The sequence below is a fragment of the Micromonospora sp. WMMC264 genome (assembly GCF_027497275.1).
Lineage (GTDB): Bacteria > Actinomycetota > Actinomycetes > Mycobacteriales > Micromonosporaceae > Micromonospora > Micromonospora chalcea.
The window spans coordinates 1,016,879-1,042,378 of sequence record NZ_CP114907.1 but is presented as its reverse complement, the minus strand read 5'-3'; the positions used below and the strand labels follow the sequence as shown (position 1 = coordinate 1,042,378).

Below are 25,500 nucleotides of genomic sequence, written 5' to 3'. Positions count from 1 at the left end.
ACCGACCGGTGGACGGGCAGCGTCAAGGATAGCGAGCGATCAGCGGGCGGTGTGCTCCGGGAACCGGCAGATCTGCGCGAACTCCTCCGCGTCCAGGCTGGCGCCCCCGACCAGGGCCCCGTCCACGTCCGGCTGCGCCATGATCGCGGCGACGTTCGACGCCTTGACCGACCCGCCGTACAGGATCCGGACCTGCTCGGCGGTGCCCTCGTCGTAGGTCTCGGCGATGCGCTTGCGCACCGCGCCGCAGACCTCCTGGGCGTCCTCCGGCGTGGCCGTCTTGCCGGTGCCGATCGCCCAGACCGGCTCGTACGCGACGACGACCTTGGTGACCTGCTCGGCGGTGAGCCCCTTCAGCGCGCCGTCGAGCTGGTCGCAGCAGTGCCGCACCTGCCCCGACTGTTCCCGGACCTCCAGGCCCTCGCCGATGCAGAGGATCGGGGTGAGCCCGTTCGCCAGCGCCGCCGACACCTTCGCGTTGACCAGCGCGTCGTCCTCGTGGTGGTACTGCCGCCGCTCGGAGTGGCCGACCACCACGTAGCCGCAGCCCAGCTTCGCCAGCATCGGCCCGGCGATGTCACCGGTGTACGCGCCGGACGGATGCGGCGACAGGTCCTGCGCGCCGTAGCCGATCAGCAGCTTGTCGCCATCCACAGCGGTCTGCACCGTACGCAGGTCGGTGAAGGGCGGCAGCACCACGCACTCGACGTCGGTGAGCTGCTTCTCGTTCAGGCTCGCGGCCAGCTTCTGCACCAGCAGGTTGGCCTCGAGGTGGTTCAGGTTCATCTTCCAGTTGCCGGCCATCAGCGGCCGGCGGGTCGTGCTCGCCATTCAGTTCTCCAGAGCCGCGATGCCGGGGAGGGTCTTGCCCTCCAGGTATTCCAGGGAGGCGCCACCGCCGGTGGAGATGTGCCCGAACGAGGACTCGTCCAGGCCCAGCGCGCGCACCGCCGCGGCCGAGTCGCCGCCACCGACCACGCTGAACGCGTCGGCCTTGGTGATCGCCTCGGCCACGCCCCGGGTGCCGTTGGCGAACGCCGCCATCTCGAACACGCCCATCGGGCCGTTCCAGAAGATGGTCTTCGCCTGCGACAGCGCGGCCGCGAAGCCGGCCACCGTCTCCGGGCCGATGTCCAGACCCAGCCGGTGGCTGGGGATGCCGTCGGCGGGCACGGTGTCGTGCGCGGCGTCCGGCGCGAACGCGTCGGCGGCCACCACGTCGACCGGGAGCATGATCTTGCCGGGCGCGCGCTCCATCAGGTTGCGGCAGGTCTCGACCATGTCCTTCTCCAGCAGCGACGTGCCCACCTCGTGGCCCTGGGCCTTGAGGAAGGTGAAGCACATCCCGCCGCCGATGAGCAGCCGGTCCACGGTCGGCAGCAGCGCCTCGATCACGGCCAGCTTGTCGGAGACCTTCGAGCCGCCCAGCACCACCACGTACGGCCGCTCCGGGGAGCCGGTGAGGCGGCTGAGCACCTCGACCTCGCGCAGCACCAGCCGGCCGGCGAAGTGCGGCAGCCGGGCCGGCACGTCGTGCACGCTGGCGTGCTTGCGGTGCACAGCGCCGAACGCGTCGTCCACGTAGGCGTCGCCGAGCGCGGCGAGCTGGTCGGCGAACGCGCCCCGCTCCGCGTCGTCCTTGCTGGTCTCGCCCTTGTTGAACCGCAGGTTCTCCAGCAGCGCCATCTGGCCGTCGGCCAGGTCGGCCACGGTGGACCGCGCCGAGTCACCGACGGTGTCCTCGGCGAAGGCCACCGGGGCGCCGAGCAGCTCACCGAGCCGCCCGGCGACCGGGCGGAGGCTGAACTGCGGGTCCGGCGCGCCCTTCGGGCGGCCCAGGTGCGAGCAGACGACCACCTTCGCGCCGGCCTGCACCAGCGCGCTCAGCGTCGGCAGGACGGCCCGGATCCGGCCGTCGTCCGTGATCTCACCGGTCTGCTTGTCGAGCGGGACGTTCAGGTCGGCGCGCACCAGCACGCGCCGACCCGACACCCCCTCGGCGAGCAGGTCGTCGAGGTTGCGGATGCTCACAGCGAGCTACCGACCAGCTTGACCAGGTCCACCAGGCGGTTCGAGTAGCCCCACTCGTTGTCGTACCAGCCGACGACCTTGACCTGGTTGCCGATCACCTTGGTCAGCGGCGCGTCGAAGATGCACGACGCCGGGTCGGTCACGATGTCGGCGGAGACGATCGGGTCCTCGTTGTAGGTGAGGATGCCCCGCAGCGGGCCCTCGGCGGCGGCCTTGAGCGCCGCGTTGACCTCGTCCACAGTGGTCTCCCGGCCGACCGTGACGGTCAGGTCGGTGGCCGAGCCGGTCGGGATCGGCACGCGCAGCGCGTAACCGTCCAGCTTGCCCTTCAGCTCCGGCAGCACCAGGCCGATCGCCTTCGCGGCGCCGGTCGAGGTCGGCACGATGTTCAGCGCGGCGGCGCGGGCCCGGCGCAGGTCCTTGTGCGGCGCGTCCTGCAGGTTCTGGTCCTGCGTGTACGCGTGGATGGTGGTCATCAGGCCCTGCTGGATGCCGAACGTGTCCTGCAGCACCTTCGCCATCGGCGCGAGGCAGTTCGTGGTGCAGGAGGCGTTCGAGATGATGTTGTGCTTGGCCGGGTCGTACTGGTCCTGGTTGACGCCCATGACCACGGTGACGTCCTCGTTCTTCGCCGGCGCGGAGATGATGACCTTCTTGGCCCCGCCGTCGAGGTGCGCCTTCGCCTTGGTGCCGTCGGTGAAGAAGCCGGTGGACTCGATGACGACGTCCGCGCCGACCTCGCCCCACGGCAGGTTCGCCGGGTCCTTCTCGGCGTACGCCTTGATGGTCTTGCCGCCCACGGTGATCTCGTCGGCGGTGGCCTTCACCTCGTGCGGGAGGCGGCCCAGGATGCTGTCGTACTTGACAAGGTGGGCGAGCGTCGCGTTGTCGGTCAGGTCGTTGACCGCCACGACCTCGATGTCAGCGCCGGACGCCAGCACTGCCCGGAAGAAGTTGCGGCCGATCCGGCCGAAGCCGTTGATGCCAACCCGGATGGTCACAGGTCCCATCTCCTCGCGTTCTGGTCCGCCGGCGCCAGACCGGGGCCGGCGGAGGTGTGTGCGCCGACCGTTGGAGCCGGCCGTCGACATGTCATCTCGGCCACCCCGCCGCGGTCACGGAGACCTGACCGCCCGAGGCGGTGAGCACGGCGAGGGATGCCTGTGCGCGGCCCCCTTGCCGTACGCAGCGACCATATCCGAGCGTGCGGCGTCGCGCTGCGGCGGGTGGTGATCCCGCTCGCGTGCTCGCCGCCCGAGTCCTATCAGACCACGAGCATGTCGGGCGTGACTGCCGCTTCCGTATCCGGGATGCCCAGGTCGCGGGCGCGCTTGTCGGCCAGCGCGAGCAGCCGGCGGATCCGGCCGGCGATGGCGTCCTTGGTCAGCGGCGGCTCGGCGAGCGCGCCCAGCTCCTCCAGGGACGCCTGACGGTGCTCCAGCCGCAGCCGGCCGGCCGAGGTCAGGTGGTTGGGCGCGTCGTCGGCGAGGATCTCCAGCGCGCGGGTCACCCGGGCGGCGGCGGCCACCGCGGCCCGGGCCGAGCGGCGCAGATTGGCGTCGTCGAAGTTGGCCAGCCGGTTGGCGGTGGCGCGCACCTCCCGGCGTACCCGCCGCTCCTCCCAGGCCAGCACGCTGGAGTGCGCTCCTATGCGGGTGAGCAGCGCGGCGATCGCGTCGCCGTCCTTGACCACCACCCGGTCCACGCCGCGCACCTCGCGGTTCTTCGCGGTGATGCCGATGCGGCGGGCCGCGCCGACGAGCGCCAGCGCCGACTCCGGGCCGGGGCAGGTGATCTCCAGCGCGCTGGAACGGCCCGGCTCGGTCAGCGAGCCGTGCGCCATGAACGCGCCCCGCCAGGCCGACACGGCGCAGCAGACGTTCGCGGCCACCACGTGCGGCGGCAGGCCACGCACCGGGCGGCCCCGCACGTCGAGCAGGCCGGTCTGCCGGGCGAGCGCCTCGCCGTCCTTGACCACCCGCACGATGAAGTGGCTGCCCTTGCGCAGGCCGCCGGAGGCGAGCACGTGGATCTCGCTCGGGTAGCCGTAGACCTCGGCCACCTCCCGCCGCAGCCGGCGGGCCACCGCGCCGGTGTCCAGCTCCGCCTCGACCACGACGCGGCCGGACACGATGTGCAGGCCGCCGGCGAAACGCAGCAGGGCGGCCATCTCCGCCCGCCGACAGCAGGGCTTGGGCACGTCGACCCGACTCAGCTCGTCCTTGACCGCAGCCGTCATCGCCATAGTGCGCCCCCTCACGGACCGGTTCCGGCGTGTCGCCGGTGATTACGTACGTGTCTAACGATCGGCGCGCAGGACAGGCACCAGCGCGGCGCCCAGTGCGGCTGGATCATGACGGGGCGTGCCGTCGAGGACGGCGACGGGAGCGAGGACCAGCCGGGCACCAAGCGATTCTGCCGCACGTTCGACCGCCGCGGGATCACCCACCGCCGTGGAGTCCGCCAGCACCCGGTCCACCTTCAGCTCGGGCAGATAGCGCCGCAGCGTGTCCAGATGGTCGGGCAGGGAGAGCCCCGAGGTCTCCTTCTCCGCCACCAGGTTGAGCGTCACCAGCCGCCGCGCCGGACTGGAGACGATCGCGTCGGCCAGGCCCGGCACCAGCAGGTGCGGCAGCACGCTCGTGTACCAGCTGCCCGGCCCGAAGATCAGCCAGTCCGCGGCGCGTACCGCTGTCACCGCCTCGGCGCACGCGGCCGGCGCGGGTGGGTTGAGCCGCAGCGACTCGACGGTGCCCGGGGTGACCGCGACCTGGTGCTGGCCGCGCACGGTGGACACCTCGTCCGGATGGGCCGGGTCCGCGCCGCGGACCCGGGCCTCGATGCCCACCGGCTGACGGGACATCGGCAGCACCCGCCCCACCGCGCCGAGCATCGCGCCCGCGTGGTCGAGCGCGGCCACCGGATCGCCGAGCAGCTCGGTCAGGCCGTGCAGCAGCAGGTTGCCGACCGCGTGACCGGCGAGCGAGTCGCCGGCGCGGGCGGCCGGAACCGGCGCGGCGAGCGTCGGCGGGGGCGGCGTCGCGGTGGTGAAGCGGTACTGGAACAGCGCCGCGCTGCGCCGGGTGGCCGGATGGTCGCCGGCCAGCGCCACGAGCGCCTGACGCAGGTCACCCGGGGGCAGGCCGCCGCGCTCCGCGCGCAGCCGCCCGCTGGACCCGCCGTCGTCGCCGACGGTGACCACCGCGGTGATGTCCAGGTCCAGTTCGGGTACGCAGTGCCGCAGCGCCCGCAGCGACGCCGAGAGCCCGTGCCCGCCACCGAAGGCGACCACCCTGGTCGGGGTCACTCCCGCCCCAGGTCCCGGTGCTGGGCGTTGGCGGCGATACCGGAGCGGCGCAGCCGGGCGGCCAGCTCCTCGGCGATCGCCACGCTGCGGTGCTTGCCGCCGGTGCAGCCGACCGCCACGGTCAGGTAGCGCTTGCCCTCCCGCTCGAAACCGGCGGTGGTGGCGTTGACCAGGTCGGCGTACCCGGCCACGAAGGCGTCCGCGCCCTCCTGGCCCAGCACGTACGCGCTGACCGCCTCCTCCCGGCCGGTGTGCTCGCGCAGCTCCGGCACCCAGTACGGGTTCGGCAGGAACCGGGCGTCCATCACGAAGTCGGCGTCCGGCGGCAGGCCGTACTTGAAGCCGAACGAGATCACGGTGATCCGCAGCCGGCGGGCGTCCTCGCCGCCGAACAGCTCCTCCACCCGGCGTCGAAGCTGGTTCACGTTCAGGTGGCTGGTGTCGATGATCACGTCGGCCTGCTCGCGTGCCTCCTCCAGCAGCGTCCGCTCGACGGCGATGCCGTCGGCCAGCCGCCCGTCGCCCTGCAGCGGGTGCGAGCGGCGCACGCTCTCGAACCGGCGGATCAGCACCTCGTCGTCGGCGTCGACGAAGACCACCCGGGGGGAGAAGCCGCGCTCGCGCAGCTCCCGGATCGCCCCGGCCAGGTCGGTGGAGAAGGCGCGCGAGCGCACGTCCAGCACCATCGCCGTACGCCGGGCCGCGCCGCCGGCCTTGAAGGCCAGCTCGGCCATGTCGAGCAGCAGCGCCTGGGGCAGGTTGTCGACCACGTAGTAGCCGACGTTCTCCAGCGCCCGGGCCACCGTGCTGCGCCCGCCGCCGGACAGCCCGGTCACCACCACCAGTGAGGTGTCCGACTCGGCCGGCGCCGTCTCCGCCTCGCTCGGCCCCAGGTCACCCGCTGTACGCGCCTCGCTCACCCGCTACCCCCAGCCGTGGCGCCGCGGCCGGTCGGCCGCGCATGGTCAATCAGCGACTCTAACGGCTGCGACCCCGTCCGGGATTCCACGGGGTGACCACCGGAACATGTCGCCACCCCCGGACCGGCTCGCCGGACGGGCGCTGTCGGGGGACGCTCGTAGACTGCGCGGATGGTCTCCCCCACCGACGAGCGGACCACCTCCGCACCGGCCGGCTCCCCACCGACCGGCGACGCGCTCGACGTGTTGCGGCGGGTCTTCGGGTACGACGCCTTCCGCGGCTTCCAGCAGGACGTCGTCGAACACGTGGTGTCCGGCGGCGACGCGCTGGTGCTCATGCCCACCGGTGGCGGCAAGTCGCTGTGCTACCAGATCCCCGCGCTGGTCCGCGACGGCGTGGCGGTAGTGGTCTCCCCGCTGATCGCGCTCATGCAGGACCAGGTCGACGCGCTCACCGCCGTCGGCGTACGCGCCGGTTTCCTCAACTCGACGCAGGACCCGGCGCAGCGGCGCCGGGTCGAGGCGGCCTACCTGGCCGGCGAGCTGGACCTGCTCTACCTGGCCCCGGAAGGGCTGGCGGTGCGGTCCACGCTCGGCCTGCTGGAGCGCGGCCGGATCGCGCTGTTCGCGATCGACGAGGCGCACTGCGTGTCGCAGTGGGGGCACGACTTCCGCCCCGACTACCTCAACCTGTCGATGCTGCACGAACGCTGGCCGGACGTGCCGCGCATCGCGCTGACCGCCACCGCGACCCGGGCGACCCGCACCGAGATCGCCACCCGGCTGCGGCTCACCGAGGCCCGGCACTTCGTGGCCAGCTTCGACCGGCCCAACATCCAGTACCGGATCGTGCCGAAGCGGGAGCCCCGCCGCCAGCTGCTCAGCCTGCTGCGCGACGAGCATCCGGGCGACGCCGGCATCGTCTACTGCCTGTCCCGGGCCTCGGTGGAGAAGACCGCCGAGTTCCTGGTCGCCAACGGCATCCCCGCGCTGCCGTACCACGCCGGGCTGGACGCCACGACCCGCGCCACCAACCAGCAGCGCTTCCTGCGCGAGGACGGGCTGGTCATGGTCGCCACGATCGCGTTCGGCATGGGCATCGACAAGCCCGACGTACGCTTCGTCGCCCACCTGGACCTGCCGAAGTCGGTCGAGGGCTACTACCAGGAGACCGGCCGCGCCGGGCGCGACGGCTTGCCGTCCACCGCCTGGCTGGCGTACGGGCTGCAGGACGTGGTGCAGCAGCGCAAGATGATCGAGACGTCGGAGGGCGACCTGGCGCACCGGCGCAACCTCGCCGCCCACCTGGACGCGATGCTGGCGCTCTGCGAGACGGTCCGCTGCCGCCGCGCCCAGCTGCTCGAATACTTCGGCGAGACCGGCGTGGCCGCCTGCGGCAACTGCGACACCTGCCTCGACCCGCCCGAGTCCTGGGACGGCACTGTCGCCGCGCAGAAGCTGCTCTCCACCGTCTACCGGCTCGACCGCGAACGCAACCAGCGCTTCGGCGCCGGGCACAGCATCGACATCCTGCTCGGCAAGCACACCGACAAGATCGACCAGCACGGCCACGACTCGCTCAGCACGTTCGGCATCGGCACCGAGCTGCGCGAGACCGAGTGGCGTGGCGTGGTGCGGCAACTGCTCGCCGAGGGTCTGCTCGCCGTCGAGGGCGACTACGGCACGCTGGCGCTGACCGAGGCCAGCGCGGACGTGCTCGGCCGCCGCCGTACGGTCACGCTGCGCAAGGAGCCGGAGCGGCCGGCGGCCGGCCGGTCCGCCAAGCCCCGGGGCGCGGCCACTGTGGTCGCCGACCTCTCCCCCGCCGCCGCGCCGGTCTTCGAGCGGCTCCGCGCGTGGCGCGCGGCCACCGCCAAGGAGCAGAGCGTCCCGGCGTACGTCATCTTCCACGACGCGACGCTGCGGCAGATCGCCGCCGAGCCGCCCGCCTCCCTGGCCGAACTGTCCCGGGTCAGCGGGGTGGGCGAGAACAAGCTCGCCAAGTACGGCGACGCGATCCTGGCCGTCCTCGCCGAGTCCTGACGTACGCGCGGAAGGGCCCGACCCCTGTGGTGGGGGTCGGGCCCTTCCGGTGTGCGTGCTGCCGTTCTTGCTCTGCAGCCATGGGTGCGGCGGTGTTGGTCTTAGCTGGTGCTGTAGCCGCGGGTGGCGATCCAGTCGGCGAGGTTGTCGATGCTCATCCGGTAGGTGGCGGTGTTCGGGTCGGCGCTGTCGGCGATGGTGACGGTCTTGCCGTCGTCGCGGTAGCCGATGACGCTGATGTAGTGGCCGCCCTCGAAGGAGTGGGTGGTGCCGTCGGTGTCGGTGGCGGTGCCGGCGATGTTGGCGACCACGGCCCGGCCGGCGTCGACGGTCTTCACCACGTCGGCGCGCAGCTTGTCGGTCTGCTTGTCGTCGGCCTTGGGGGTGCTGATCTCGACCGACTTGTAGGCGTCCTTGGCGCCGGTCTCCTTGTTCAGCACGGGGGTGATGTCGTTGATGGAGTTGGTGCCGGCCTCGGTGGTGCCCATCTCGCGGGCCATGGCGTGCACGTCGATGTTCTTGCCCTGCACGCTCAGCGCGTTGCGGGCGGCGGCGGGGCCGCAGAAGTAGAAGTTCGGCTGGGCCTCGTAGCGCACGTCCAGCTCACGCTCACCATGACCGCTCTTGCGGTCGGCGACGATGGCGGCCTTCTCGGCCGGGGCGGCGTGGGCGGCGACGGCGGGGCCGGCGATGCCACCGGCGGTGGCGACGACACCAGCAGCGGTCAGAACGGTCTTGCGCAGCAGAGTGGTAGCCATGATGGTTGCCTCCCTGAAATGGGGGATACGCGGCAGGGGTGCCGCGAAGGGGAAAAGTCTTGGGGGGCGCCCGTCGAGCGGGCTGGCACGCGGGCGCCCCGAAAGGGGGCTGCTCCGCGGCTCGGGGATGTAACGACCACCGGGCCGGGGTCATTCCCGCCGGCGGGGGTGCTCGTCGTCGGGGGATGTAACGACGGCCGGGCCGGGGCGATTCCCGTGACCTGCCCCGTGGCGCCGGGCGGACCGGGGTTGAGCGCTCGGCCCTGGTGCCTGGGCGGTCAGCCATGTACAACGCCTGCACCCCACCCCGGATTCCGCCGTGAGCATGGCGCCGACCACAACGCGCCACCCCGGCAAACCGGACACCGGCCCCAGGGCGCACTGGGCGGCGCCTTCGCGGTGCACGCGCACGGCAGACCTTGCAGTCGGCCCCCGGACAAGCCTCACAAAGCGGTCATACGTTAGGCACAAACTGCAAGGTGGACGGTTCCGCCCACCGGGAACAGGCATTGGCTGGAACGGCGTATGTGTCAAAGGCGGGCGGAGACACCCATGGCGTTCCACCCGAGGCACCTGGCGACGGCGACTGGAGCGGCATGGGTGTCAAAAGCAGCCCGAGACACCCACGGCGTTCCACCCACGGCACGCGACGGCGGTGGCGGGCCGGCGGGCCGGACAACGGGCGTTTGTTGACGCACGCTGGACAGCGGCCGGGGGCCACGACGGCAGGCGCGAGCAGGCGCGAGCAGGCGCGAGCAGGCGCGAGCAGGCGCGAGCAGGCGCGAGCAGGCGCGAGCAGGCGCGAGCAGGCGCGAGCAGGCGAAGGGTCAGGAACGGGGGGCGGCCGTGGTGGCGTCGGTGGAGCCGTCCAGCGCGGCCAGGATCGCCTCGGCCGTACGCCTGCCCACCCCGGGCACCTCGGTGATCTCCTCCACGGTGGCCGACGACAGCCGCTTCAGCGAGCCGAAGTGCCGCAGCAGCGCCTTGCGGCGTACCTCGCCGAGGCCGGGGACGTTGTCCAGCGCCGATTCGGTCATCCGCTTGGAGCGCCGCTGCCGGTGGAACGTGATGGCGAAGCGGTGCGCCTCGTCGCGGACCCGTTGCAGCAGGTAGAGCGCCTCGGACGTGCGGGGCAGGATCACCGGGAACTCGTCGTCGGGCAGCCACACCTCCTCCAGCCGCTTCGCCAGCCCGCACAGCGCCACGTCGTCGATGCCCAGCTCGGCGAGCGCCTTCGCGGCGGCGGCCACCTGCGGCGGGCCACCGTCGACCACCACGAGCTGCGGCGGGTACGCGAACTTGCGCGGCCGCCCGGTGGTCGGGTCGATGCCGGGGCGGTCCGGGTCGGAGGCGGTCTCCTCGCCCAGCTCCCCGGTCTCGGCGCGGGCGTCGAGGTAGCGGGCGAAGCGCCGCCGCAGCACCTCGGACATGGCCGACAGGTCGTCGGTGGCGCCGCGCACGATGAAGCGGCGGTACTCGCTCTTGCGGGGCAGCCCGTCCTCGAACACGACCATGCTGGCGACCACGTCGGTGCCCTGGATCTGGGAGACGTCGTAGCACTCGATGCGCAGCGGCGAGGTGTTCATGCCGAGCGCGTCGGCGATCTCGTCGAGCGCCTGGCTGCGGGTGGTCAGGTCGCCGGCCCGCTTGAGCTTGTGCCGGGCCAGCGCGTCCTTGGCGTTGCGCTCGACGGTCTCCAGCAGCGACCGTTTGTCGCCGCGCTGCGGCACCCGCAGCGACACCCGGCTGCCCCGGCGGGTGGAGAGCCAGTCGGCGAGCGCGTCGGCGTCGCCTGGTAGCTCGGGCACGAGCAGCTCGCGGGGCACGTCGGCCTCGCCCTGCTCGCCGCCGTACACCTGGGTGCAGAAGTGGTGCACGAGGTCGCCGGTGCTCAGCTCCTCGGTCTTCTCCACCACCCAGCCGCGCTGGCCGCGCACCCGGCCGCCGCGGACGTGGAACACCTGCACGGCGGCTTCGAGCGGGTCGTCGGCGAAGGCGACCACGTCGGCGTCGGTGCCGTCGCCGAGCACCACGGTCTGCTTCTCCATCGCCCGGCGCAGCGCCGCGACGTCGTCGCGCAGGCGGGCGGCCCGCTCGAACTCCAGTTGCTCGCTGGCGTCGAGCATCTCCTTCTCCAGCCGGCGGACCATGGTGTCGGTGCGACCCGCCATGAAGTCGCAGAAACCGTCGACGATCTCCCGGTGGCGTTCGGCGGTGACGCTGCCGACGCACGGCGCGGAGCACTTGCCGATGTAACCGAGCAGGCAGGGCCGGCCGACCTGCCCGGCCCGCTTGAACACCCCGGACGAGCAGGTCCGCGCCGGGAAGACGCGCAGCAGCAGGTCGAGCGTCTCGCGGATCGCCCAGGCGTGGGAGTACGGCCCGAAGTAGCGCACGCCCTTGCGCTTGACGCCCCGCATCACCTGCAACCGGGGGTATTCCTCGTCGAGTGTGACCGCGAGATAGGGGTACGACTTGTCGTCGCGGTAGCGGACGTTGAACCTCGGGTCGTACTGCTTGATCCAGGTGTATTCCTGCTGGAGCGCCTCGACCTCGGTGGCGACGGTGATCCAGTCGACCGACTCGGCGGTGAAGACCATCTGCCGGGTGCGCTGGTGCAGGCCGACCGGGTCGGCGAAGTAGGAGTTGAGCCGGCTGCGCAGGTTGCGCGCCTTGCCGACGTAGATCACCCGCCCGGTGCCGTCGCGGAAGCGGTAGACCCCTGGCGATTCCGGGATGGTGCCGGGCGCGGGACGGTACGTCGAGGGGTCAGCCACGCTGTCAAGCCTAGTCCGCACCCCTGACACCCGGCCGCCGCCGCGCCCCCGGGTGACCGGGGGCGCGGCGGGTGGTCAGGCCAGGCGGATCTGGTCGCCGTCGACGGTGATGTCCTTCGCGGCGAGCGGCTTGGTGGCCGGGCCGCCCTTCACCGAGCCGTCGACGATGGAGAAGCGGCTGTTGTGGCAGGTGCAGTTGATCGTGCCGCCGTCGACGTTCGACACCGGGCAGCGCTGGTGCGTGCAGATCGGGTCGAACGCCTTGAACTGGCCGGCCTCGGGCTGGGTGATGACCACGCCCTGGCTGGCGAAGACCGCGCCGCCGCCGACCGGGATGTCCGAGGTGCGGGCCACGGAGTTGCTGCCGGCCCGGTCGCCGCCGCCGGCGTCCCCGGTGGCGGTGGCGCCGGGCGGGCCGCCGCTGGTCGGGGCGAGCCCGGGCGAGGCCTCGTCGTCGCTGCCGCAGCCCGCGAGCACCACTGCCGCGCCGACCGCCCCGGCTCCGGCGAGCAGGGCACGGCGGCTCTGGGTGACCGGTCGGGTCAACGCCTGATCATCACTCATATCCGGCCTTTCTCTCGGCTTACTGCGGAAACACGCACCAGCGTGGGGCACGGTTCATACTGGCGCGTCAACGTACCGGGCATCGCATGGAGGACGTCGGTCAGCGCGCCGCGGCCGGCACCTTGCGGGCCCGCGGCTTGGCGCCGCCGTTGCCGTTGGCCTTGGCCGCCCGGCTGGTGGCCGCCTTGGCGCCCTTGGCCTTGCCGTCGAGCTTGAGGATCGGCCGCAGGAACTGCCCGGTGTGGCTCTCCGGCACCTCGGCGACCTCCTCCGGCGTGCCGGTGGCGAGGACCGTGCCGCCCCGGTGGCCACCCTCGGGGCCCATGTCGATGAGCCAGTCGGCCGTCTTGATCACGTCGAGGTTGTGCTCGATGGTGATGACGGTGTTGCCCTTGTCGACCAGCCCCTCCAGCACCATCAGCAGCTTGCGGATGTCCTCGAAGTGCAGGCCGGTGGTCGGCTCGTCGAGTACGTAGACGGTGCGGCCGGTGGAGCGCTTCTGCAGCTCGGAGGCGAGCTTGACGCGCTGCGCCTCACCGCCGGACAGCGTCGGCGCGGGCTGGCCGAGGCGCACGTAGCCGAGGCCGACGTCGACCAGCGTCCGGAGGTGCCGGTGGATGGCCGGGATGGCGGAGAAGAACTCGGCCGCCTCCTCGATCGGCATGTCCAGCACCTCGGCGACCGTCTTGCCCTTGTAGTGCACCTCGAGTGTCTCGCGGTTGTAGCGCGCGCCCTTGCACACCTCGCAGGGGACGTAGACGTCCGGCAGGAAGTTCATCTCGATCTTGATGGTGCCGTCGCCGGAGCACGCCTCGCAGCGCCCGCCCTTGACGTTGAACGAGAACCGGCCCGGGCCGTACCCCCGGACCTTGGCCTCGGTGGTCTCGGCGAAGAGCTTGCGGATGTGGTCCCAGACGCCGGTGTAGGTGGCCGGGTTGGAGCGCGGGGTACGCCCGATCGGCGACTGGTCCACGCCGACGACCTTGTCCACGTGCTCCAGGCCGGTGATGCGGGTGTGCCGGCCGGGCACCAGCCGCGCGCCGTTGATCTGGTTGGCGAGCACCGTGTAGAGGATGTCGTTGACCAGCGTCGACTTGCCCGAGCCGCTGACCCCGGTGACCGCGATGAGCTGGCCGAGCGGGAAGTTCACGGTGAGGTTGCGCAGGTTGTGCTCGCGCGCGCCGTGCACCACCAGCTCGCGGCCCGGCGTCTGCGGGCGGCGGCCGGCAGGCGTCGGGATGGATTTGCGCCCGGACAGGTACGCCCCGGTGACCGACTCGGTGTTGTCGAGCAGCGCCGGCACCGAGCCGCTGTGCACGATCTTGCCGCCGTGCTCGCCCGCGCCCGGGCCGATGTCGACGATCCAGTCGGCCACCCGGATGGTGTCCTCGTCGTGCTCGACCACGATCAGCGTGTTGCCCAGCCCGCGCAGCCGCAGCAGCGTCTCGATGAGCCGGTGGTTGTCGCGCTGGTGCAGGCCGATCGACGGCTCGTCGAGCACGTAGAGCACGCCGACCAGGCCGGAGCCGATCTGGGTGGCGAGCCGGATGCGCTGCGCCTCGCCACCGGAGAGCGTGCCGGCGGGCCGGTCCAGGGAGAGGTAGTCCAGCCCGACGTCGAGCAGGAACTTCAGCCGGGCGTTGATCTCCTTGAGCACCCGCTCGGCGATCATCTTCTGCCGGTCGGTCAGCTCGATGCCGGCGAGCAGGTCGGCGGCCTCACCCACGGACAGGTTGCAGACCTCGGCGATGCTCTTGCCGGCCAGGGTGACCGCGAGCACCTCGGGCTTGAGCCGTGCGCCGCCGCAGGCCGCGCAGGGCACGTCCCGCATGTAGCCCTCGTACTTCTCCCGGGACCACTCCGACTCGGTGTCGGTGTGCCGGCGCTCGATCCACTGCACCACGCCCTCGAAGCCGGTGTAGTAGGAGCGCTCGCGGCCGTACTTGTTGCGGTAGCGCACGTGCACCTGGTCGTCGGAGCCGTGCAGGATCGTCTTCTGCGCCCGCGACGGCAGCTTCCGCCACGGCGTGTCGATGTCGAAGTGCTCGGCCTCGCCGAGCGCCTCCAGCAGCCGCAGGAAGTATTCGAGGTTGTGCCCGGTGGCCCACGGCTGGATCGCGCCCTCGCGCAGCGTGCGCTCCGGGTCGGGGATGACCAGCTCGGGGTCGACCTCCTTCTTCGTGCCCAGGCCGGTGCACTCGGGGCACGCGCCGTAGGGCGCGTTGAAGGAGAAGACCCGGGGTTCCAGGTCCTCGATCGCGAGGGGGTGGTCGTTCGGGCAGGCCAGGTGCTCGGAGTAGCGGCGCTCCCGGGCCGGGTCGTCCTCCGGCAGGTCGACGAAGTCGAGCAGCACCAGGCCGCCGGAGAGACCGAGCGCGGCCTCGACCGAGTCGGTCAGCCGCTGCTTGGCGCTGGGCTTGACGCTGAGCCGGTCGATCACCACCTCGATGGTGTGCTTCTCCTGCTTCTTGAGCTTCGGCGGCTCGGTCAGCGGGTGCACCACGCCGTCGACCCGGGCCCGGGCGTAGCCCTTGGCCTGGAGCTCGGCGAACAGGTCGACGTACTCGCCCTTGCGGCCGCGCACCACCGGCGCGAGCACCATGAACCGGGTGCCCTCGGCCATGGCCAGGACCCGGTCGACGATCTGCTGCGGGCTCTGCTTGGAGATCCGCTCGCCGCAGATCGGGCAGTGCGGCTCGCCGATGCGGGCGAACAGCAGGCGGAGGTAGTCGTAGACCTCGGTGATGGTGCCGACGGTGGAGCGGGGGTTGCGCGAGGTGGACTTCTGGTCGATGGAGACGGCGGGGCTGAGGCCCTCGATGAAGTCGACGTCGGGCTTGTCCATCTGCCCGAGGAACTGCCGGGCGTACGACGACAGCGACTCGACGTAGCGGCGCTGCCCCTCGGCGAAGATGGTGTCGAACGCCAGGCTCGACTTGCCCGAACCGGACAGCCCGGTGAAGACGATCAGGGCGTCCCGGGGCAGGTCGAGACTGACGTCACGCAGGTTGTGCTCGCGCGCGCCACGGATGATCAGTCGGTCGGCCACGGTGCGTGTGCTCCCGGAAGAAGAATATGAGGCGGATCTGTGCACCAGACGCCGGGTCTGGGTGGTTTTCACAGGTTGTCGGGGCGCAGAGAAGACGCCTCGGCAACTCTAGCCCCGACGTATGACAACTTCCGTCTCGCGAACATTCCCCCAGCTCAGGCCGGTCGGGCGGGAACCACTCACGCCCACCCGACCGGCTCGCGCAGGTTCAGAATGCCCCGGGTGCGGGGGGCGGCGCCGGACGCCCGGTACGTCGCCGCCCGCCACGCCAGCCGCCCCGCCGTTCGGCCGCCAGCCGGGCCGCGCGCCGGCCGCCCTCGTACTCGATCTCCCGCTGCAGCCGGCGCCAGCTCTCCCAGCGGCGCGCCGGCAGCGCGCCGTCCTCCAGCGCGTCGCGCACCGCGCAGCCCGGCTCGGCGTCGTGGGCGCAGTCGCCGTACCGGCAGCCGGCGGCCAGCTCGGCGATGTCGGCGAAGGCACGGTCCAGGCCGGCCGCGCCGTCGAGCAGGCCGACCGCCCGTACGCCGGGGGTGTCCAGCACCGCTCCCCCACCCGGCAGCGGCACCAGCGACCGCCAGGTGGTGGTGTGCCGGCCCTTGCCGTCGACGCGGCGGATCGCCTGGGTGCGCATCACGTCCGCCCCGGCCAGCGCGTTGACCAGGCTCGACTTGCCGGCGCCGGAGGGGCCGAGCAGGCCGAGCGTGCGCCCGGGGCCGACGAACCGGCGCAGCGGCGCCAGGCCGGCGCCCCGCTCGGCGCTGACCGGCAGCACCGGCACGCCCGGCGCGAGGTCGGCCAGCTGCCGGGCCACCGCCTCCGGGTCGGCGGCCAGGTCGGCCTTGGTGAGCACGACGAGCGGCTGCGCCCCGGATTCGTGCGCCAGGGAGAGCAGCCGTTCGATCCGTGCGGCGTCCGGTTCCGGGTGCACCGGCTCGACCACCGCGGCGGCGTCGAGGTTGGCGGCCAGCACCTGGCCGCTGGCGTCCTTGCCGGCGGTACGGCGCACCAGCGCGGTACGCCGCGGCAGCACCGCCTCCACCGTGACCGGGCCGTCCGGCCAGGTGGACAGCAGCACCCAGTCGCCCGCGCAGGGCAGCGCGGTCAGGTCACGGGCGGCGGCGGCGAGCACGGCGCCGCCGAGGCTGGCCCGCACCGGCCCCTGCGGGCTCAGCACGGTGCAGACGCCCCGGTCCACCCGGGCGACCCGCCCGGGACGGTGGCCGGCGCGCCGGTCGAGGTGGGCCGCCCAGCCGGCGTCCCAGCCGAGGGCGGTCAGGTCGAGAGTCATGGTGTCCTCTTCGGTGTCGAGGGATACGTGGTGGAGCACACGCGCTGCGACCGGCATGCGCACCACCTCCTCTCCGACTCCCGGTGCCGCGTTGGCGACGACGCGGACCGGGCGGCCCAGGTCGTCGGCCCCGACGGTAGGTGCCGCGCCGACGCGCCGAAAGCGATTTCCCCGGCGGCGCGCCCTGCCCGGGCCCGCTAGTGTCGAACCGTGAGAACGCGATGACCACCGACCCCCTGCTGCTGACCGGCCCGCTGGCCGAGGCGAACGACCGTCTCCTGCGTACCGTGTCCGGCCTGACCGCGGCGGACGTCGCGGCGCCCTCGCTGCTGCCGGGCTGGTCCCGGGCGCACGTGCTCACCCACCTGGCCCGCAACGCCGACGGGTTCGTCAACCTGCTCACCTCCGCGCGCACCGGCGAGGACATCCCGATGTACGCCTCGGCGCAGGCCCGCGCCGCCGACATCGACGCCGGCGCCGACCGGGGTCCGGCCGACCTGCTCGACGACGTACGCCGCAGCGGCCAGCGCTTCGACGCGGCGGTCGCGGCGATGCCCGTGGACGCCTGGGGTGCCACCGTGCAGACCCGGCGCGGCCCCTGGCCGGCGGCGATGCTGGTCTGGGGCCGGCTGCGCGAGGTCGAGGTCCACCACGTCGACCTGGCGGCCGGTTACCTTCCGGCGGACTGGCCGGAGGCGTTCGCCCAGCGGCTGCTGCACGAGGTGGTGACCGGGCTGTCCGGCAATCCGGCCGCGCCGGCCATGGTGCTGCGCTTCGACGGCGCGGCCTCCGAACTCGTCGTGGGTGACCCCGAGGGGGCGCCCACGGTCACCGGCCCCGCGCCGGAACTCGCCGCCTGGCTGACCGGCCGGGGCGCGGGCGAGCTGCTCACCGTCGACCCCGACGGCCCTCTGCCCAACCCACCGGAATGGATCTGAACATCGTCATGACCTACACCGGAGACGTCACGCCCGGCGGGCCGCCGGCCGTGCGCGAGCTCGACCGGCTCACCGTCACCAAGCTGTCGGTGGGCCCGATGGACAACAACGCCTACCTGTTGCGCTGCAACGCCACCGGCGAGCAGGTGCTGATCGACGCCGCGAACGAGGCGCCGCGCCTGCTGGAGCTGGCCGGCGACGGCGGGCTGGCCGCCGTGGTGACCACGCACCAGCACATGGACCACTGGGTCGCGCTGGAAGAGGTGGTGGCCAAGACCGGGGCGCGCGCGCTCGTGCACGCCGACGACGCCGAGGGCCTGCCCATCTCCGCCGAGCGGCTCGGCGAGGGCGACACGGTGCCGGTCGGCGACTGCGCGCTGGAGGTCATCCACCTGCGCGGGCACACGCCGGGCTCGATCGCGCTGCTCTACCGCGACCCCTCCGGCACCCCGCACCTGTTCACCGGCGACTCTCTCTTCCCGGGCGGCGTCGGCAACACCGACCAGGACCCGGAGCGCTTCGGGCAGCTCATCGACGACGTCGAGGCCAAGCTCTTCGACCGGCTGCCCGACGACACCTGGTTCTACCCGGGCCACGGCAAGGACAGCACCATCGGCGCCGAGCGGCCCGCGCTGCCGCAGTGGCGCGCCCGCGGCTGGTGAACACGCCCGGTCCGGCCTCCCCCGTGGCGGCCGGGCCGGGCGCGGTCAGCCGGTGACCGCGCGCAGGCGGCGCCGGGTGGCGAGCAGCACCGGGCCGGCGAGCAGCAGCCCGACCGCCATGGTCAGCACCGTGGGGTTGAGCGCCGCGGGCAGCAGCCCGGTCAGCGCCCGCGCGGTCAGGCCCAGCGCCACGTAGAGCCCGGCCCAGGCGGTCGCCCCCGCCGCCGCGCAGGCCAGGAACCGCCGGTACGACATCCGCAGCCCGCCGGCGGCCAGCGGCAGCAGCGCGTTGAACACCGGCAGGAACGGCGCCACCAGCACGATCCGTCCGCCACCGCGGTGCAGCAGCGTCTCGGCGGCGGTCCACCGGGACTCGCCGATCCAGCCGCCGACCCGGCTCTCCCGCAGCTGCCCGCCCCAGCGCCGTCCGGCGAAGAAGCTCAGCGACCAGCCGGCCAGGCAGCCGGTGACCACCGCGGCGACGGTCAGGGCCCCGCCGGCCGGGCGACCGGCCCCGACCGCCGCGAGGACCGCCGCGTCGCCGGGCACCAGCACCCCGATCAGGGGTACGGCGTCGGCGAGCATCACGATGCCCAGCAGACCCATCAGGAGGGTGGTGGGCAGCTCACCGGCGGCGGCCACGAGATCGTTCATGAGCTGCACGCTATGGCCCGCCGGTCACCCGGCACATCGGGCATGATCCCCCAGTGGCCCCCGACACCCGACCCGGAGATCCCTGAGGGTCATCGGGGTCGCAGCACCTGCACCCGGCGTACCGGGGAGTCGACGGAGGGCTCGGTGGTCGGCACCGGGTAGCTGGCCACCAGCTCCAGCCCGCCCGGCGGCAGGTGGCCCCGGTCCGGGTCGCCGACCAGCACCTCGACGCCGTGGTCGGCGCAGCGCCGCAGGTAGGGCAGGACCCGCGCGGCCAGTCCGGCGTCGTAGAGCACGTCCCCGGCCACCAGCAGGTCGGCGCCCGCGACGCCGTCGAGCAGGTCGTCGCCGTCGGCCGCCACCCGGACCCGGTTGGCGCGGGCGTTCACAGTGACGGCCGCCACCGCGTACGGGTCGATGTCGTTGGCGACCACCTCGTCCGCCCCGGCGAGCGCGGCGGCGATGGCGACCAGCCCCGATCCGGCGGCCAGGTCGAGCACCCGCCGCCCGGCGGCCAGTTCGGGGTGGTCGAGCAGGTGCCGGGCCAGCGCCTGCCCGCCGGCCCAGACCGACGCCCAGTACGGCGGCGGCAGCGACCGACCGGCGGCGGCCTCCATCCGGGCCCACCACAGGATGGCGTCCTCGGCCAGGTGCAGGCGCACCTCGGGCACGAACGGCGTGTCGACCAGTCGCAGGCGGTCCGGGCCCGCGCCGGGCACCGCGATCTCCTGTTCCAGGTCGGCCAGAGCCGTCTGCGTGCTCATCGGGGCAAGCATGCCGCGCCGCGCCCGGCGCCGGGGTCATTTTCCCGGCGCGGCACGTATTCACGGGCGCGCCGCGCGCTTCCGGCAGCGGATTGCGGTCCGGACGGTTACTGTCGGGGTGGTACAGGGCGACCACCGGCCGCGGGGCCGGCGCTCGCCCGCATTGAACAGGGAGAGACGCATGGCAACCGGCACGGTCAAGTGGTTCAACTCGGAAAAGGGCTTCGGCTTCATCGAGCAGGACGGCGGAGGCCCGGACGTGTTCGTCCACTACTCGGCCATCCAGAGCAGTGGCTACCGCGAGCTGAACGAGGGTCAGAAGGTCGAGTTCGAGGTGACCCAGGGCCAGAAGGGCCCGCAGGCGGACAACGTCCGTCCGATGTAGTGACGTGCCGGTGGCGGCGGTCGGGGCTCCGACCGCCGCCGCAGCGCATCATCAGGACGGCGCGGCCGGCAGGTCGCGCCGTCTCCGTAGCGGCCCGGCCAGCAGGATCAGCGGGGTCAGCGCCAGCCACGCGGTCATCACCCGGATCGCGCCACCCGGCCCCCAGGCCGCGCCCAGCGCGCCGGCGAGCAGGGCGGCCAGCGGAATGGTGCCGTAGTTGAGCAGATGCATGCTCACCGTCACGCGGCCGAGCAGCCGGTGCGGGGTGTACGTCTGCCGGAAGCTGCCCTTGACCACGTTGCCGATCGCGACGCCCAGGCTCACGAGCACACCGCCGAGCACCAGCCAGGCGGTCCGCGCGCCGGGACCGGCGAGCGGGATGAGCAGCGCGGGCGGCCCGGTGAGAGCGCCGGCGACCAGCAACGTCCGGGCGCTGCCGATCCGGCGGGCCAGGCGCGCGGCGAGCGCGGCGCCGATCACGCCGCCGAGGCTGGCGAGTCCGATCAGGAGGCCGACCAGGCCCGCCGGGAGTTCGGCCGAGCGCACCAGGAACACCACGAGCACCGCCTGGTAGCCGGTGAGCCCGATGTTGCTCGCCGCCCCGAAGACCGTCAGCACCCGCAGGTACGGGTCGCGGACGACGAACCGCAGTCCGGTGGCGACCTCGCGGCGCAGCGACGTCGTCCCGGCGTTCCGGTGCGGCCGGGCCTCGACCGCGCTGATCCGGCGCAGGCAGAGCGCGGACAGCAGGAAGGTGAGCGCGTCCAGCGCCACCGCGGTCACCGCGCCGACGAGCTGGGCGACGAGACCGGCCAGTCCCGGGCCGACGAGGTAGCTCGCGGTCTGGGTGGCGTGCAGCCGGGCGTTCGCCTCGGGCACCTGCTCGGGACGCAGCAGCGTGGGCAGGTAGACCTGGTCGGCGGTCTCGAAGAAGACCCGGGCCAGGCCGGCGCCGAGCGCCACGACCAGCAGGTGCCCGACGGTGAGCATCCCGGCCAGGGCGGCCACCGGCACGCTGGCGAACAACGCGGCGGCGGCGAGGTCGGCGGCGATCATCACCGGGCGACGGCGGACCCGGTCGACCCACGCCCCGACCGGCAGGCCGGCCAGCAGCCAGGGCAGCCACGCCGCGGCGGTGAGCACCGCCACCTGGAACGTGCTCGCGTCGAGCACCGCGACCGCGACCAGGGGCAGCGCCACTGCGGTCATGTTGCTGCCGACGGCGCTCACCGTGTGGCCGGTCCAGAGCAGCCGGAAGTCCCGGTGCCGGAACAGCCCGCCGCGCGGCGGGGCGGCCGGCCCGGACGTGCGCGCGGGGGCGGTCATGACGCGCGCCCCGGTAAGGCGTTCGCGGGCGGCGCCGGAACGCGGTGGGCGGTCACGGCCGGCCCGGGACGCCGTGGGCGAACACGAAGACCGGCTCGCGGCGCTGCCCGTCCTCGGGCGCCGGCCGGTCGGCCCACCGTGCGAACAGCGCGATCACCTCGCGGCTGAGCTCGGCCAGCTCGTCCGGGGTCAGGTGCAGCCACTTGTCGGTGCTGAACGGCCCCTCTCCCCACGCGGCGTGCGCCTCGTCGGGGGCGGCGTGCCAGGCGCGGACCAGCTCGGCGTGCCGCTCCAGGTTGAGCGAGCTGGCCGCGTCGGCCACCACCCGGGCCGCCGGGTCGTCGTCGAAGTCGCTGTTGGACCAGCGCACCCCGCGATCGCGCAGCCGCCACCAGCGTTCCCGGCGGTCGCGTGCCAGCTCGGGCGCCTCGACCAGCAGGTCGGCGGCGGCCAGCACCTTGAGGTGGTGGCTCACGTTCGCCGGCGCCTGGTCGGTGCGGTCGGCGAGCATGCCGACGGTGCACGGGCCGTACACCTTGAGCACGTCCATGAGCCGGCGGCGCAGTGGGTGGGCGAGCGCGGCGAGCACCCGCGAGTCGGTGATCTGCCGGACGGTCCGCTGTTCCATGCGCCCGAGTCTCACATCCGCAAGAGCTGTTGCGCAACAGCTCTTGCGGAATGCGTCGGCCGACGGCGCCGCGACCCGCGGTCGCGGCGCCGGACCGTCAGGCGATCAACCGCCGGGACAACTCGTCGGCCACGTCCCGGGCGATCTGCGGCGGGATGGCCTCGGCGATCTTCTCCGGCGGCAACCCGGCCAGCACACCGGAGACGATCTGCTGCTCGTCGGTGAAGTCCCGGCCGGACAACTCGTTCACCTGCGCGACCAGCGCCGGCCAGGCGCGCAGCATCGCCAGCATCTGCTGCAACGGCGAGTTGGGCATGGGCGGGTTGACCAGCCCGGTGGTGTTGGCCGGCGAGATCAGCCAGTTGCGCAGGTTCTGCAGGTCGGCCAGGACGTCGCCCACAGTGCGGTTCTTCGAGCCGGTGTCCTTGATGAGCCGGTCGGTCTGTTCCATGTCGTCCTCCGGTTTCGCGGTGGCGATCATTCCGATCGCGGTCAGATAGCGGCGGAACAGCGGGGTCAGGTCACGCCCCGCCTTTGTCGAGTCACGGAAGAAGCTGAAATGCGTGTGGTACAGGTGGCTGCTGTCGCCGCTGGTGCGCCGTCCCAGCCGGTCCCAGCGGCGCACGGTCCGCCCGTCCGGGGAGTAGATGATCTCCCGGATGTCCCGGGTGTCGGCCGCGTTCGCCACGCACTGCGCCACCATCCAGGTGGAGAACGTCCGCAGGTTGTGCGTACCGCCGCCGGAGCGGACGGAGAACGTGCCGACGTCCAACGCGGACGCGTACAGGGTCAGGCCGGACCGGTCCCGGGTGGACTCCACCACCGAGTAGTCGTTCGTCACGACCCGGTCGGATCCGCAGTGGTAGCCGCCCCGGTGGTTGGGGTCGCCGACGATGCCGACCTCCGCCGGCTCCAGGTCGTCGGCGCGTACGGACTTCTTGTCGACGTTGAGATAGGTGAGCAACAGGTTCCGGACGGCCAGCAGGTTCGCCGGGGCCGACGTCATGGCAGATCCCCTTCCGATCGATGACCGGCGAGGGCACGACAATCACACCGCGTGATGGCGTGCGATCCGCGGACGCGCCCCGCCGGATAACTGCACGGCACCGGGCACTTGCTCCGAGCTTAACCACGGTTAGGCAGAAGTGCCCAGCTCAGGGACGGTTTTTTGGACTATCAGCCCGCTGTGGACGGTGTCCGCGTGAGCGGCAGCTCCAACCCCGAGGGATGCTCACGATCGCTGAGAATCTCTCGCCAACCAGCACGAAGAGTCACGGCAGTGCCGAGTGGCTCACCGGTGCCGGGATTGCGCGCGTACCGGGGGTGGGCGCCACCGGAGACCTGGACCCGCAGCCGGTGCCCGGGCGCGAAGCGGTACGCGGTCGGCCAGAGCGTCACCGGCACGGCGACCACACCGGACGGATCGCGCGGGAACCGGCCCGGCTCGACCCGGACCAGCCCGTCGCAGACGTTCCAGGAACGCCCCCGCCGGTCCACGTCGCACAGACGCACGAACACGTCCAGGTACGACAGTTCGCTGCGTACATGAATCTCGGCGCGTACCGGCCCGGCCACCTCGACCGGCTCCGGCAGCGGCCCACCGGTGTAGGTGAGCACGTCCGGCCGGGCCTCCACCGGCCGGTTGTCGACCGCGCCGGCCCGCTGGGCCACGAGCAGCGGCCCGCCCAGCGACGGGGTCGGGTCGGCCGGGTCGTACCAGAAGCGGTCGGGCGTGGTGCCGGGCTCCGGCGGCTCCGGGGCGAGCCCGCCGCCCGAGCGCAGGTGCCACCGCACGGGCGTGGCGGGCGGCGGCCAGTCCGGCAGGTCACGCCAGCCGCCGCCGGCGCCGCCGACGTGCACCCGCACCGGCGCGCGCTGCGGCGCGGGCCGCCCCGCCAGGTGCGTGTTGAGCCAGTCCAGCCCTTCGCGCAGCGACGCCAGGAGCAGCCCCGGGCTGCCGTGGGTCCAGGGGCCGACGACCAGGCGGGGTCGCGCTCCGGCGGCCCGCAGGCGGGCGTAGTCGTCGAGTTGGGCCGGCAGGAAGATGTCCTGCCAGCCGCTGACCATGGCGACCGGGGCGCGCACCTCGGTGATCCGTTCGCCGAAGACCCGGGTACGCCAGTAGTCGGCGTCGGGGGTGTGGTGGCGCAGCCACTCCTGGAAGAACGGCACCGTGACACCGGTGGCGACCCGGTCCGCCTCGGCCAGCGGCAGGTGCGCCAGGGCACGGACGAGGCGGGGCTGACCGCGCTTGAGTTCCCACTGCCGGGCCAGCCAGGGCACCGTCTGCGCCTGGAGCAGCTCGGCCCAGGTGAGCACCGTGTCCAGGGCGAACGACTCCCCCGCGTACGTGGAGTCGCGGGTGCCCGACGCGGTCACCACGGCAACCATCGCGCGCAGCTCGTCGCCCGCCTCGGCGGCGAGCGCCCACTGCACGAAGCCCTGGTAGCTGGCACCGAACATGCCGAACGCGCCGGTCCACCAGCGCTGGCGGCGCAGCCAGTCCAGCGTGTCGAGGCCGTCGTCGCGCTCGTGCACCAGCGGCGCGAACTCGCCGCCCGAGCCGTACGTGCCGCGGCAGGACTGGATGACCACGTGGAAGCCCCGCTCGGCGATCAGGCGGCCGAGCAGGCGGATCGGCCCGCCCCGCCCGTACGGGGTGCGGATCAGCACGCAGTGCGCGCCGGGCAGGTTGGGTGCGTAGTGGTCGGCACGCAGCGTCACCCCGTCGCGGACCCGGACCGGGATGTCCCGGGTGACGGTGACCCGCCCGGTGCGGGCGGCCGGTAGTCGCAGCGCCGCGGCGGCGGCCCGGGTGACCAGCCGCACGGTCAGTCGCCCTCGCCGGGGCCGGGTGCGGCGCCGCGGCGGGGCGCGGCGCGGATCTCGTCCCGGTGGGTACGCATGGAGCGCACCATCTCCGCCATGAACCGCTGCACCACGGCCAGCTCGTCGTCGGTGAAGCGGTCCATCACCTCGTCGGTGCGGCGCCCGAGCGGGCCGAAGAAGCTCTGCGCCAGCGTGGCGCCACGGTCGGCGTAGTGCAGGAGGATCTTGCGGCGGTCGGCGGTGTCCCGGTCGCGGCGGATGTGACCGCCGCGTTCCAGGCGGTCGACGAGCGCGGTCACCGACCCGGAGGAGATGTTGAGCGCCTCACCGAGGCGGCCCGGGGTGATCGGGTCGCCGACCAGCTCGGCCTCCATCACCGCGATCAGCGCGTGCAGGTCGGTGGCGTTGAGCCCGTGCAGTCCGGCGAAGGCGTGCCCGATGTGCTGGGCGTCGACGGAGTAGCGCCGCAGGTCGTTGGTGATCTCGGCGATCATCCGCCCGCGCGGGTCGTCCCGTCGCCGGTACATCCTGTGCGCCACCGCTCGCCGACACCCCCTGCCCGAACTGATCCGGTTGC

General features: G+C 73.0%; 22 protein-coding genes. 4 read left to right on the top strand and 18 right to left on the bottom strand.

Features of this window, described 5'->3' with window-relative positions:
- Nucleotides 1-39: 39 nt before the first annotated feature.
- The 6 genes from tpiA to rapZ all read right to left on the bottom strand — a co-directional run bounded on the left by tpiA (nucleotide 40) and on the right by rapZ (nucleotide 6,231).
- Nucleotides 40-831, bottom strand: coding sequence for a triose-phosphate isomerase (tpiA, locus tag O7542_RS04940; RefSeq protein WP_043329625.1), 792 nt, complete (start codon nucleotides 829-831; stop codon nucleotides 40-42).
- Nucleotides 832-2,031, bottom strand: coding sequence for a phosphoglycerate kinase (locus O7542_RS04935; protein WP_281605762.1), 1,200 nt, complete (start codon nucleotides 2,029-2,031; stop codon nucleotides 832-834).
- Nucleotides 2,028-3,032 carry a type I glyceraldehyde-3-phosphate dehydrogenase gene (gene gap / locus O7542_RS04930; protein WP_043329624.1) on the bottom strand — a complete coding sequence of 335 codons (1,005 nt, stop codon included), beginning with the start codon at nucleotides 3,030-3,032 and terminating at the stop codon, nucleotides 2,028-2,030. The genes O7542_RS04935 and gap overlap by 4 nt, the downstream gene beginning before the upstream one ends.
- Nucleotides 3,033-3,295: 263 nt before the next feature.
- Nucleotides 3,296-4,276: a DNA-binding protein WhiA gene (gene whiA / locus O7542_RS04925; protein ID WP_030503240.1), complete on the bottom strand. Its 981-nt coding sequence runs from the start codon at nucleotides 4,274-4,276 to the stop codon at nucleotides 3,296-3,298.
- Nucleotides 4,277-4,330: 54 nt separating this feature from the next.
- On the bottom strand, nucleotides 4,331-5,338 hold the full coding sequence (locus tag O7542_RS04920; protein ID WP_043329623.1) for a 2-phospho-L-lactate transferase CofD family protein: 1,008 nt from the start codon (nucleotides 5,336-5,338) through the stop codon (nucleotides 4,331-4,333).
- Entirely contained in the window at nucleotides 5,335-6,231 is an 897-nt protein-coding gene (rapZ, locus tag O7542_RS04915) for an RNase adapter RapZ (RefSeq protein ID WP_104113583.1), read from the bottom strand. The genes O7542_RS04920 and rapZ overlap by 4 nt, the downstream gene beginning before the upstream one ends.
- 198 nt (nucleotides 6,232-6,429) lie before the next feature.
- On the opposite strand from rapZ, the gene recQ reads away from it, so the two are divergent.
- Nucleotides 6,430-8,301: a DNA helicase RecQ gene (recQ, locus tag O7542_RS04910; RefSeq protein WP_281605761.1), complete on the top strand. Its 1,872-nt coding sequence runs from the start codon at nucleotides 6,430-6,432 to the stop codon at nucleotides 8,299-8,301.
- Between the two features lie 101 nt (nucleotides 8,302-8,402).
- Here the strand turns inward: recQ and O7542_RS04905 are convergent, their stop codons facing one another.
- The 5 genes from O7542_RS04905 to rsgA form a co-directional block, all read right to left on the bottom strand.
- On the bottom strand, nucleotides 8,403-9,059 hold the full coding sequence (locus tag O7542_RS04905; protein WP_069089087.1) for a C39 family peptidase: 657 nt from the start codon (nucleotides 9,057-9,059) through the stop codon (nucleotides 8,403-8,405).
- Nucleotides 9,060-9,886: 827 nt separating this feature from the next.
- Entirely contained in the window at nucleotides 9,887-11,836 is a 1,950-nt protein-coding gene (uvrC, locus tag O7542_RS04900; protein WP_210888127.1) for an excinuclease ABC subunit UvrC, read from the bottom strand.
- A 75-nt stretch (nucleotides 11,837-11,911) separates the two neighbouring features.
- On the bottom strand, nucleotides 11,912-12,400 hold the full coding sequence (locus tag O7542_RS04895; RefSeq protein ID WP_064445299.1) for a Rieske (2Fe-2S) protein: 489 nt from the start codon (nucleotides 12,398-12,400) through the stop codon (nucleotides 11,912-11,914).
- Between the two features lie 100 nt (nucleotides 12,401-12,500).
- The gene (gene uvrA / locus O7542_RS04890) at nucleotides 12,501-15,449 is read right to left on the bottom strand and encodes an excinuclease ABC subunit UvrA (RefSeq protein WP_281605760.1); all 2,949 of its coding nucleotides are present in this window, start codon (nucleotides 15,447-15,449) and stop codon (nucleotides 12,501-12,503) included.
- Nucleotides 15,450-15,657: 208 nt separating this feature from the next.
- Nucleotides 15,658-16,737, bottom strand: coding sequence for a ribosome small subunit-dependent GTPase A (rsgA, locus tag O7542_RS04885; protein WP_210870303.1), 1,080 nt, complete (start codon nucleotides 16,735-16,737; stop codon nucleotides 15,658-15,660).
- A 221-nt stretch (nucleotides 16,738-16,958) separates the two neighbouring features.
- Here rsgA and O7542_RS04880 point away from each other — a divergent pair, with 221 nt between their 5' ends.
- Nucleotides 16,959-17,675, top strand: a complete 717-nt coding sequence (locus O7542_RS04880) for a maleylpyruvate isomerase family mycothiol-dependent enzyme (RefSeq protein ID WP_069089084.1) — start codon at nucleotides 16,959-16,961, stop codon at nucleotides 17,673-17,675.
- Nucleotides 17,676-17,683: 8 nt separating this feature from the next.
- Entirely contained in the window at nucleotides 17,684-18,337 is a 654-nt protein-coding gene (locus O7542_RS04875) for an MBL fold metallo-hydrolase (protein WP_043331130.1), read from the top strand.
- A gap of 45 nt (nucleotides 18,338-18,382) precedes the next feature.
- On the opposite strand, the gene O7542_RS04870 is transcribed toward O7542_RS04875, so the two are convergent.
- Together O7542_RS04870 and O7542_RS04865 are read right to left on the bottom strand one after the other, a co-directional pair.
- A complete protein-coding gene (locus O7542_RS04870) occupies nucleotides 18,383-18,991 on the bottom strand; it encodes a VTT domain-containing protein (RefSeq protein ID WP_069089083.1) in 609 nt (202 codons plus the stop codon).
- A gap of 89 nt (nucleotides 18,992-19,080) precedes the next feature.
- A complete protein-coding gene (locus tag O7542_RS04865; protein WP_043331125.1) occupies nucleotides 19,081-19,755 on the bottom strand; it encodes a 50S ribosomal protein L11 methyltransferase in 675 nt (224 codons plus the stop codon).
- Nucleotides 19,756-19,936: 181 nt separating this feature from the next.
- Between O7542_RS04865 and O7542_RS04860 the strand changes: the two genes are divergently transcribed.
- Nucleotides 19,937-20,140 carry a cold-shock protein gene (locus tag O7542_RS04860; protein ID WP_013287480.1) on the top strand — a complete coding sequence of 68 codons (204 nt, stop codon included), beginning with the start codon at nucleotides 19,937-19,939 and terminating at the stop codon, nucleotides 20,138-20,140.
- 51 nt (nucleotides 20,141-20,191) lie between these two features.
- On the opposite strand, the gene O7542_RS04855 is transcribed toward O7542_RS04860, so the two are convergent.
- The 5 genes from O7542_RS04855 to O7542_RS04835 form a co-directional block, all read right to left on the bottom strand.
- Nucleotides 20,192-21,466 (bottom strand): MFS transporter, encoded by a 1,275-nt coding sequence (locus O7542_RS04855; protein WP_210869595.1) that lies wholly within the window; start codon nucleotides 21,464-21,466, stop codon nucleotides 20,192-20,194.
- Nucleotides 21,467-21,518: 52 nt separating this feature from the next.
- Entirely contained in the window at nucleotides 21,519-22,094 is a 576-nt protein-coding gene (locus O7542_RS04850) for a metalloregulator ArsR/SmtB family transcription factor (protein ID WP_210869607.1), read from the bottom strand.
- A 97-nt stretch (nucleotides 22,095-22,191) separates the two neighbouring features.
- A complete protein-coding gene (locus O7542_RS04845) occupies nucleotides 22,192-23,100 on the bottom strand; it encodes a hypothetical protein (protein ID WP_281605759.1) in 909 nt (302 codons plus the stop codon).
- A gap of 170 nt (nucleotides 23,101-23,270) precedes the next feature.
- Nucleotides 23,271-24,929 (bottom strand): CocE/NonD family hydrolase, encoded by a 1,659-nt coding sequence (locus O7542_RS04840; protein ID WP_281606445.1) that lies wholly within the window; start codon nucleotides 24,927-24,929, stop codon nucleotides 23,271-23,273.
- Nucleotides 24,926-25,450 (bottom strand): MarR family transcriptional regulator, encoded by a 525-nt coding sequence (locus O7542_RS04835; RefSeq protein WP_064445294.1) that lies wholly within the window; start codon nucleotides 25,448-25,450, stop codon nucleotides 24,926-24,928. The genes O7542_RS04840 and O7542_RS04835 overlap by 4 nt, the downstream gene beginning before the upstream one ends.
- Between the last annotated feature and the right edge of the window lie 50 nt (nucleotides 25,451-25,500).

Coding starts and splice junctions, on each gene's coding strand:
- O7542_RS04860 (WP_013287480.1), top strand. CDS start 19,937: ATGGCAACCGGCACGGTCAAGTGGTTCAACTCGGAAAAGGGCTTCGGC.
- tpiA (WP_043329625.1), bottom strand. CDS start 831: ATGGCGAGCACGACCCGCCGGCCGCTGATGGCCGGCAACTGGAAGATG.
- O7542_RS04880 (WP_069089084.1), top strand. CDS start 16,959: ATGACCACCGACCCCCTGCTGCTGACCGGCCCGCTGGCCGAGGCGAAC.
- O7542_RS04850 (WP_210869607.1), bottom strand. CDS start 22,094: ATGGAACAGCGGACCGTCCGGCAGATCACCGACTCGCGGGTGCTCGCC.
- O7542_RS04855 (WP_210869595.1), bottom strand. CDS start 21,466: ATGACCGCCCCCGCGCGCACGTCCGGGCCGGCCGCCCCGCCGCGCGGC.
- O7542_RS04905 (WP_069089087.1), bottom strand. CDS start 9,059: ATGGCTACCACTCTGCTGCGCAAGACCGTTCTGACCGCTGCTGGTGTC.
- O7542_RS04835 (WP_064445294.1), bottom strand. CDS start 25,450: ATGTACCGGCGACGGGACGACCCGCGCGGGCGGATGATCGCCGAGATC.
- O7542_RS04845 (WP_281605759.1), bottom strand. CDS start 23,100: ATGACGTCGGCCCCGGCGAACCTGCTGGCCGTCCGGAACCTGTTGCTC.
- O7542_RS04870 (WP_069089083.1), bottom strand. CDS start 18,991: ATGAACGATCTCGTGGCCGCCGCCGGTGAGCTGCCCACCACCCTCCTG.
- O7542_RS04895 (WP_064445299.1), bottom strand. CDS start 12,400: ATGAGTGATGATCAGGCGTTGACCCGACCGGTCACCCAGAGCCGCCGT.
- O7542_RS04865 (WP_043331125.1), bottom strand. CDS start 19,755: ATGAGCACGCAGACGGCTCTGGCCGACCTGGAACAGGAGATCGCGGTG.
- O7542_RS04875 (WP_043331130.1), top strand. CDS start 17,684: ATGACCTACACCGGAGACGTCACGCCCGGCGGGCCGCCGGCCGTGCGC.
- recQ (WP_281605761.1), top strand. CDS start 6,430: ATGGTCTCCCCCACCGACGAGCGGACCACCTCCGCACCGGCCGGCTCC.
- whiA (WP_030503240.1), bottom strand. CDS start 4,276: ATGGCGATGACGGCTGCGGTCAAGGACGAGCTGAGTCGGGTCGACGTG.
- rsgA (WP_210870303.1), bottom strand. CDS start 16,737: ATGACTCTCGACCTGACCGCCCTCGGCTGGGACGCCGGCTGGGCGGCC.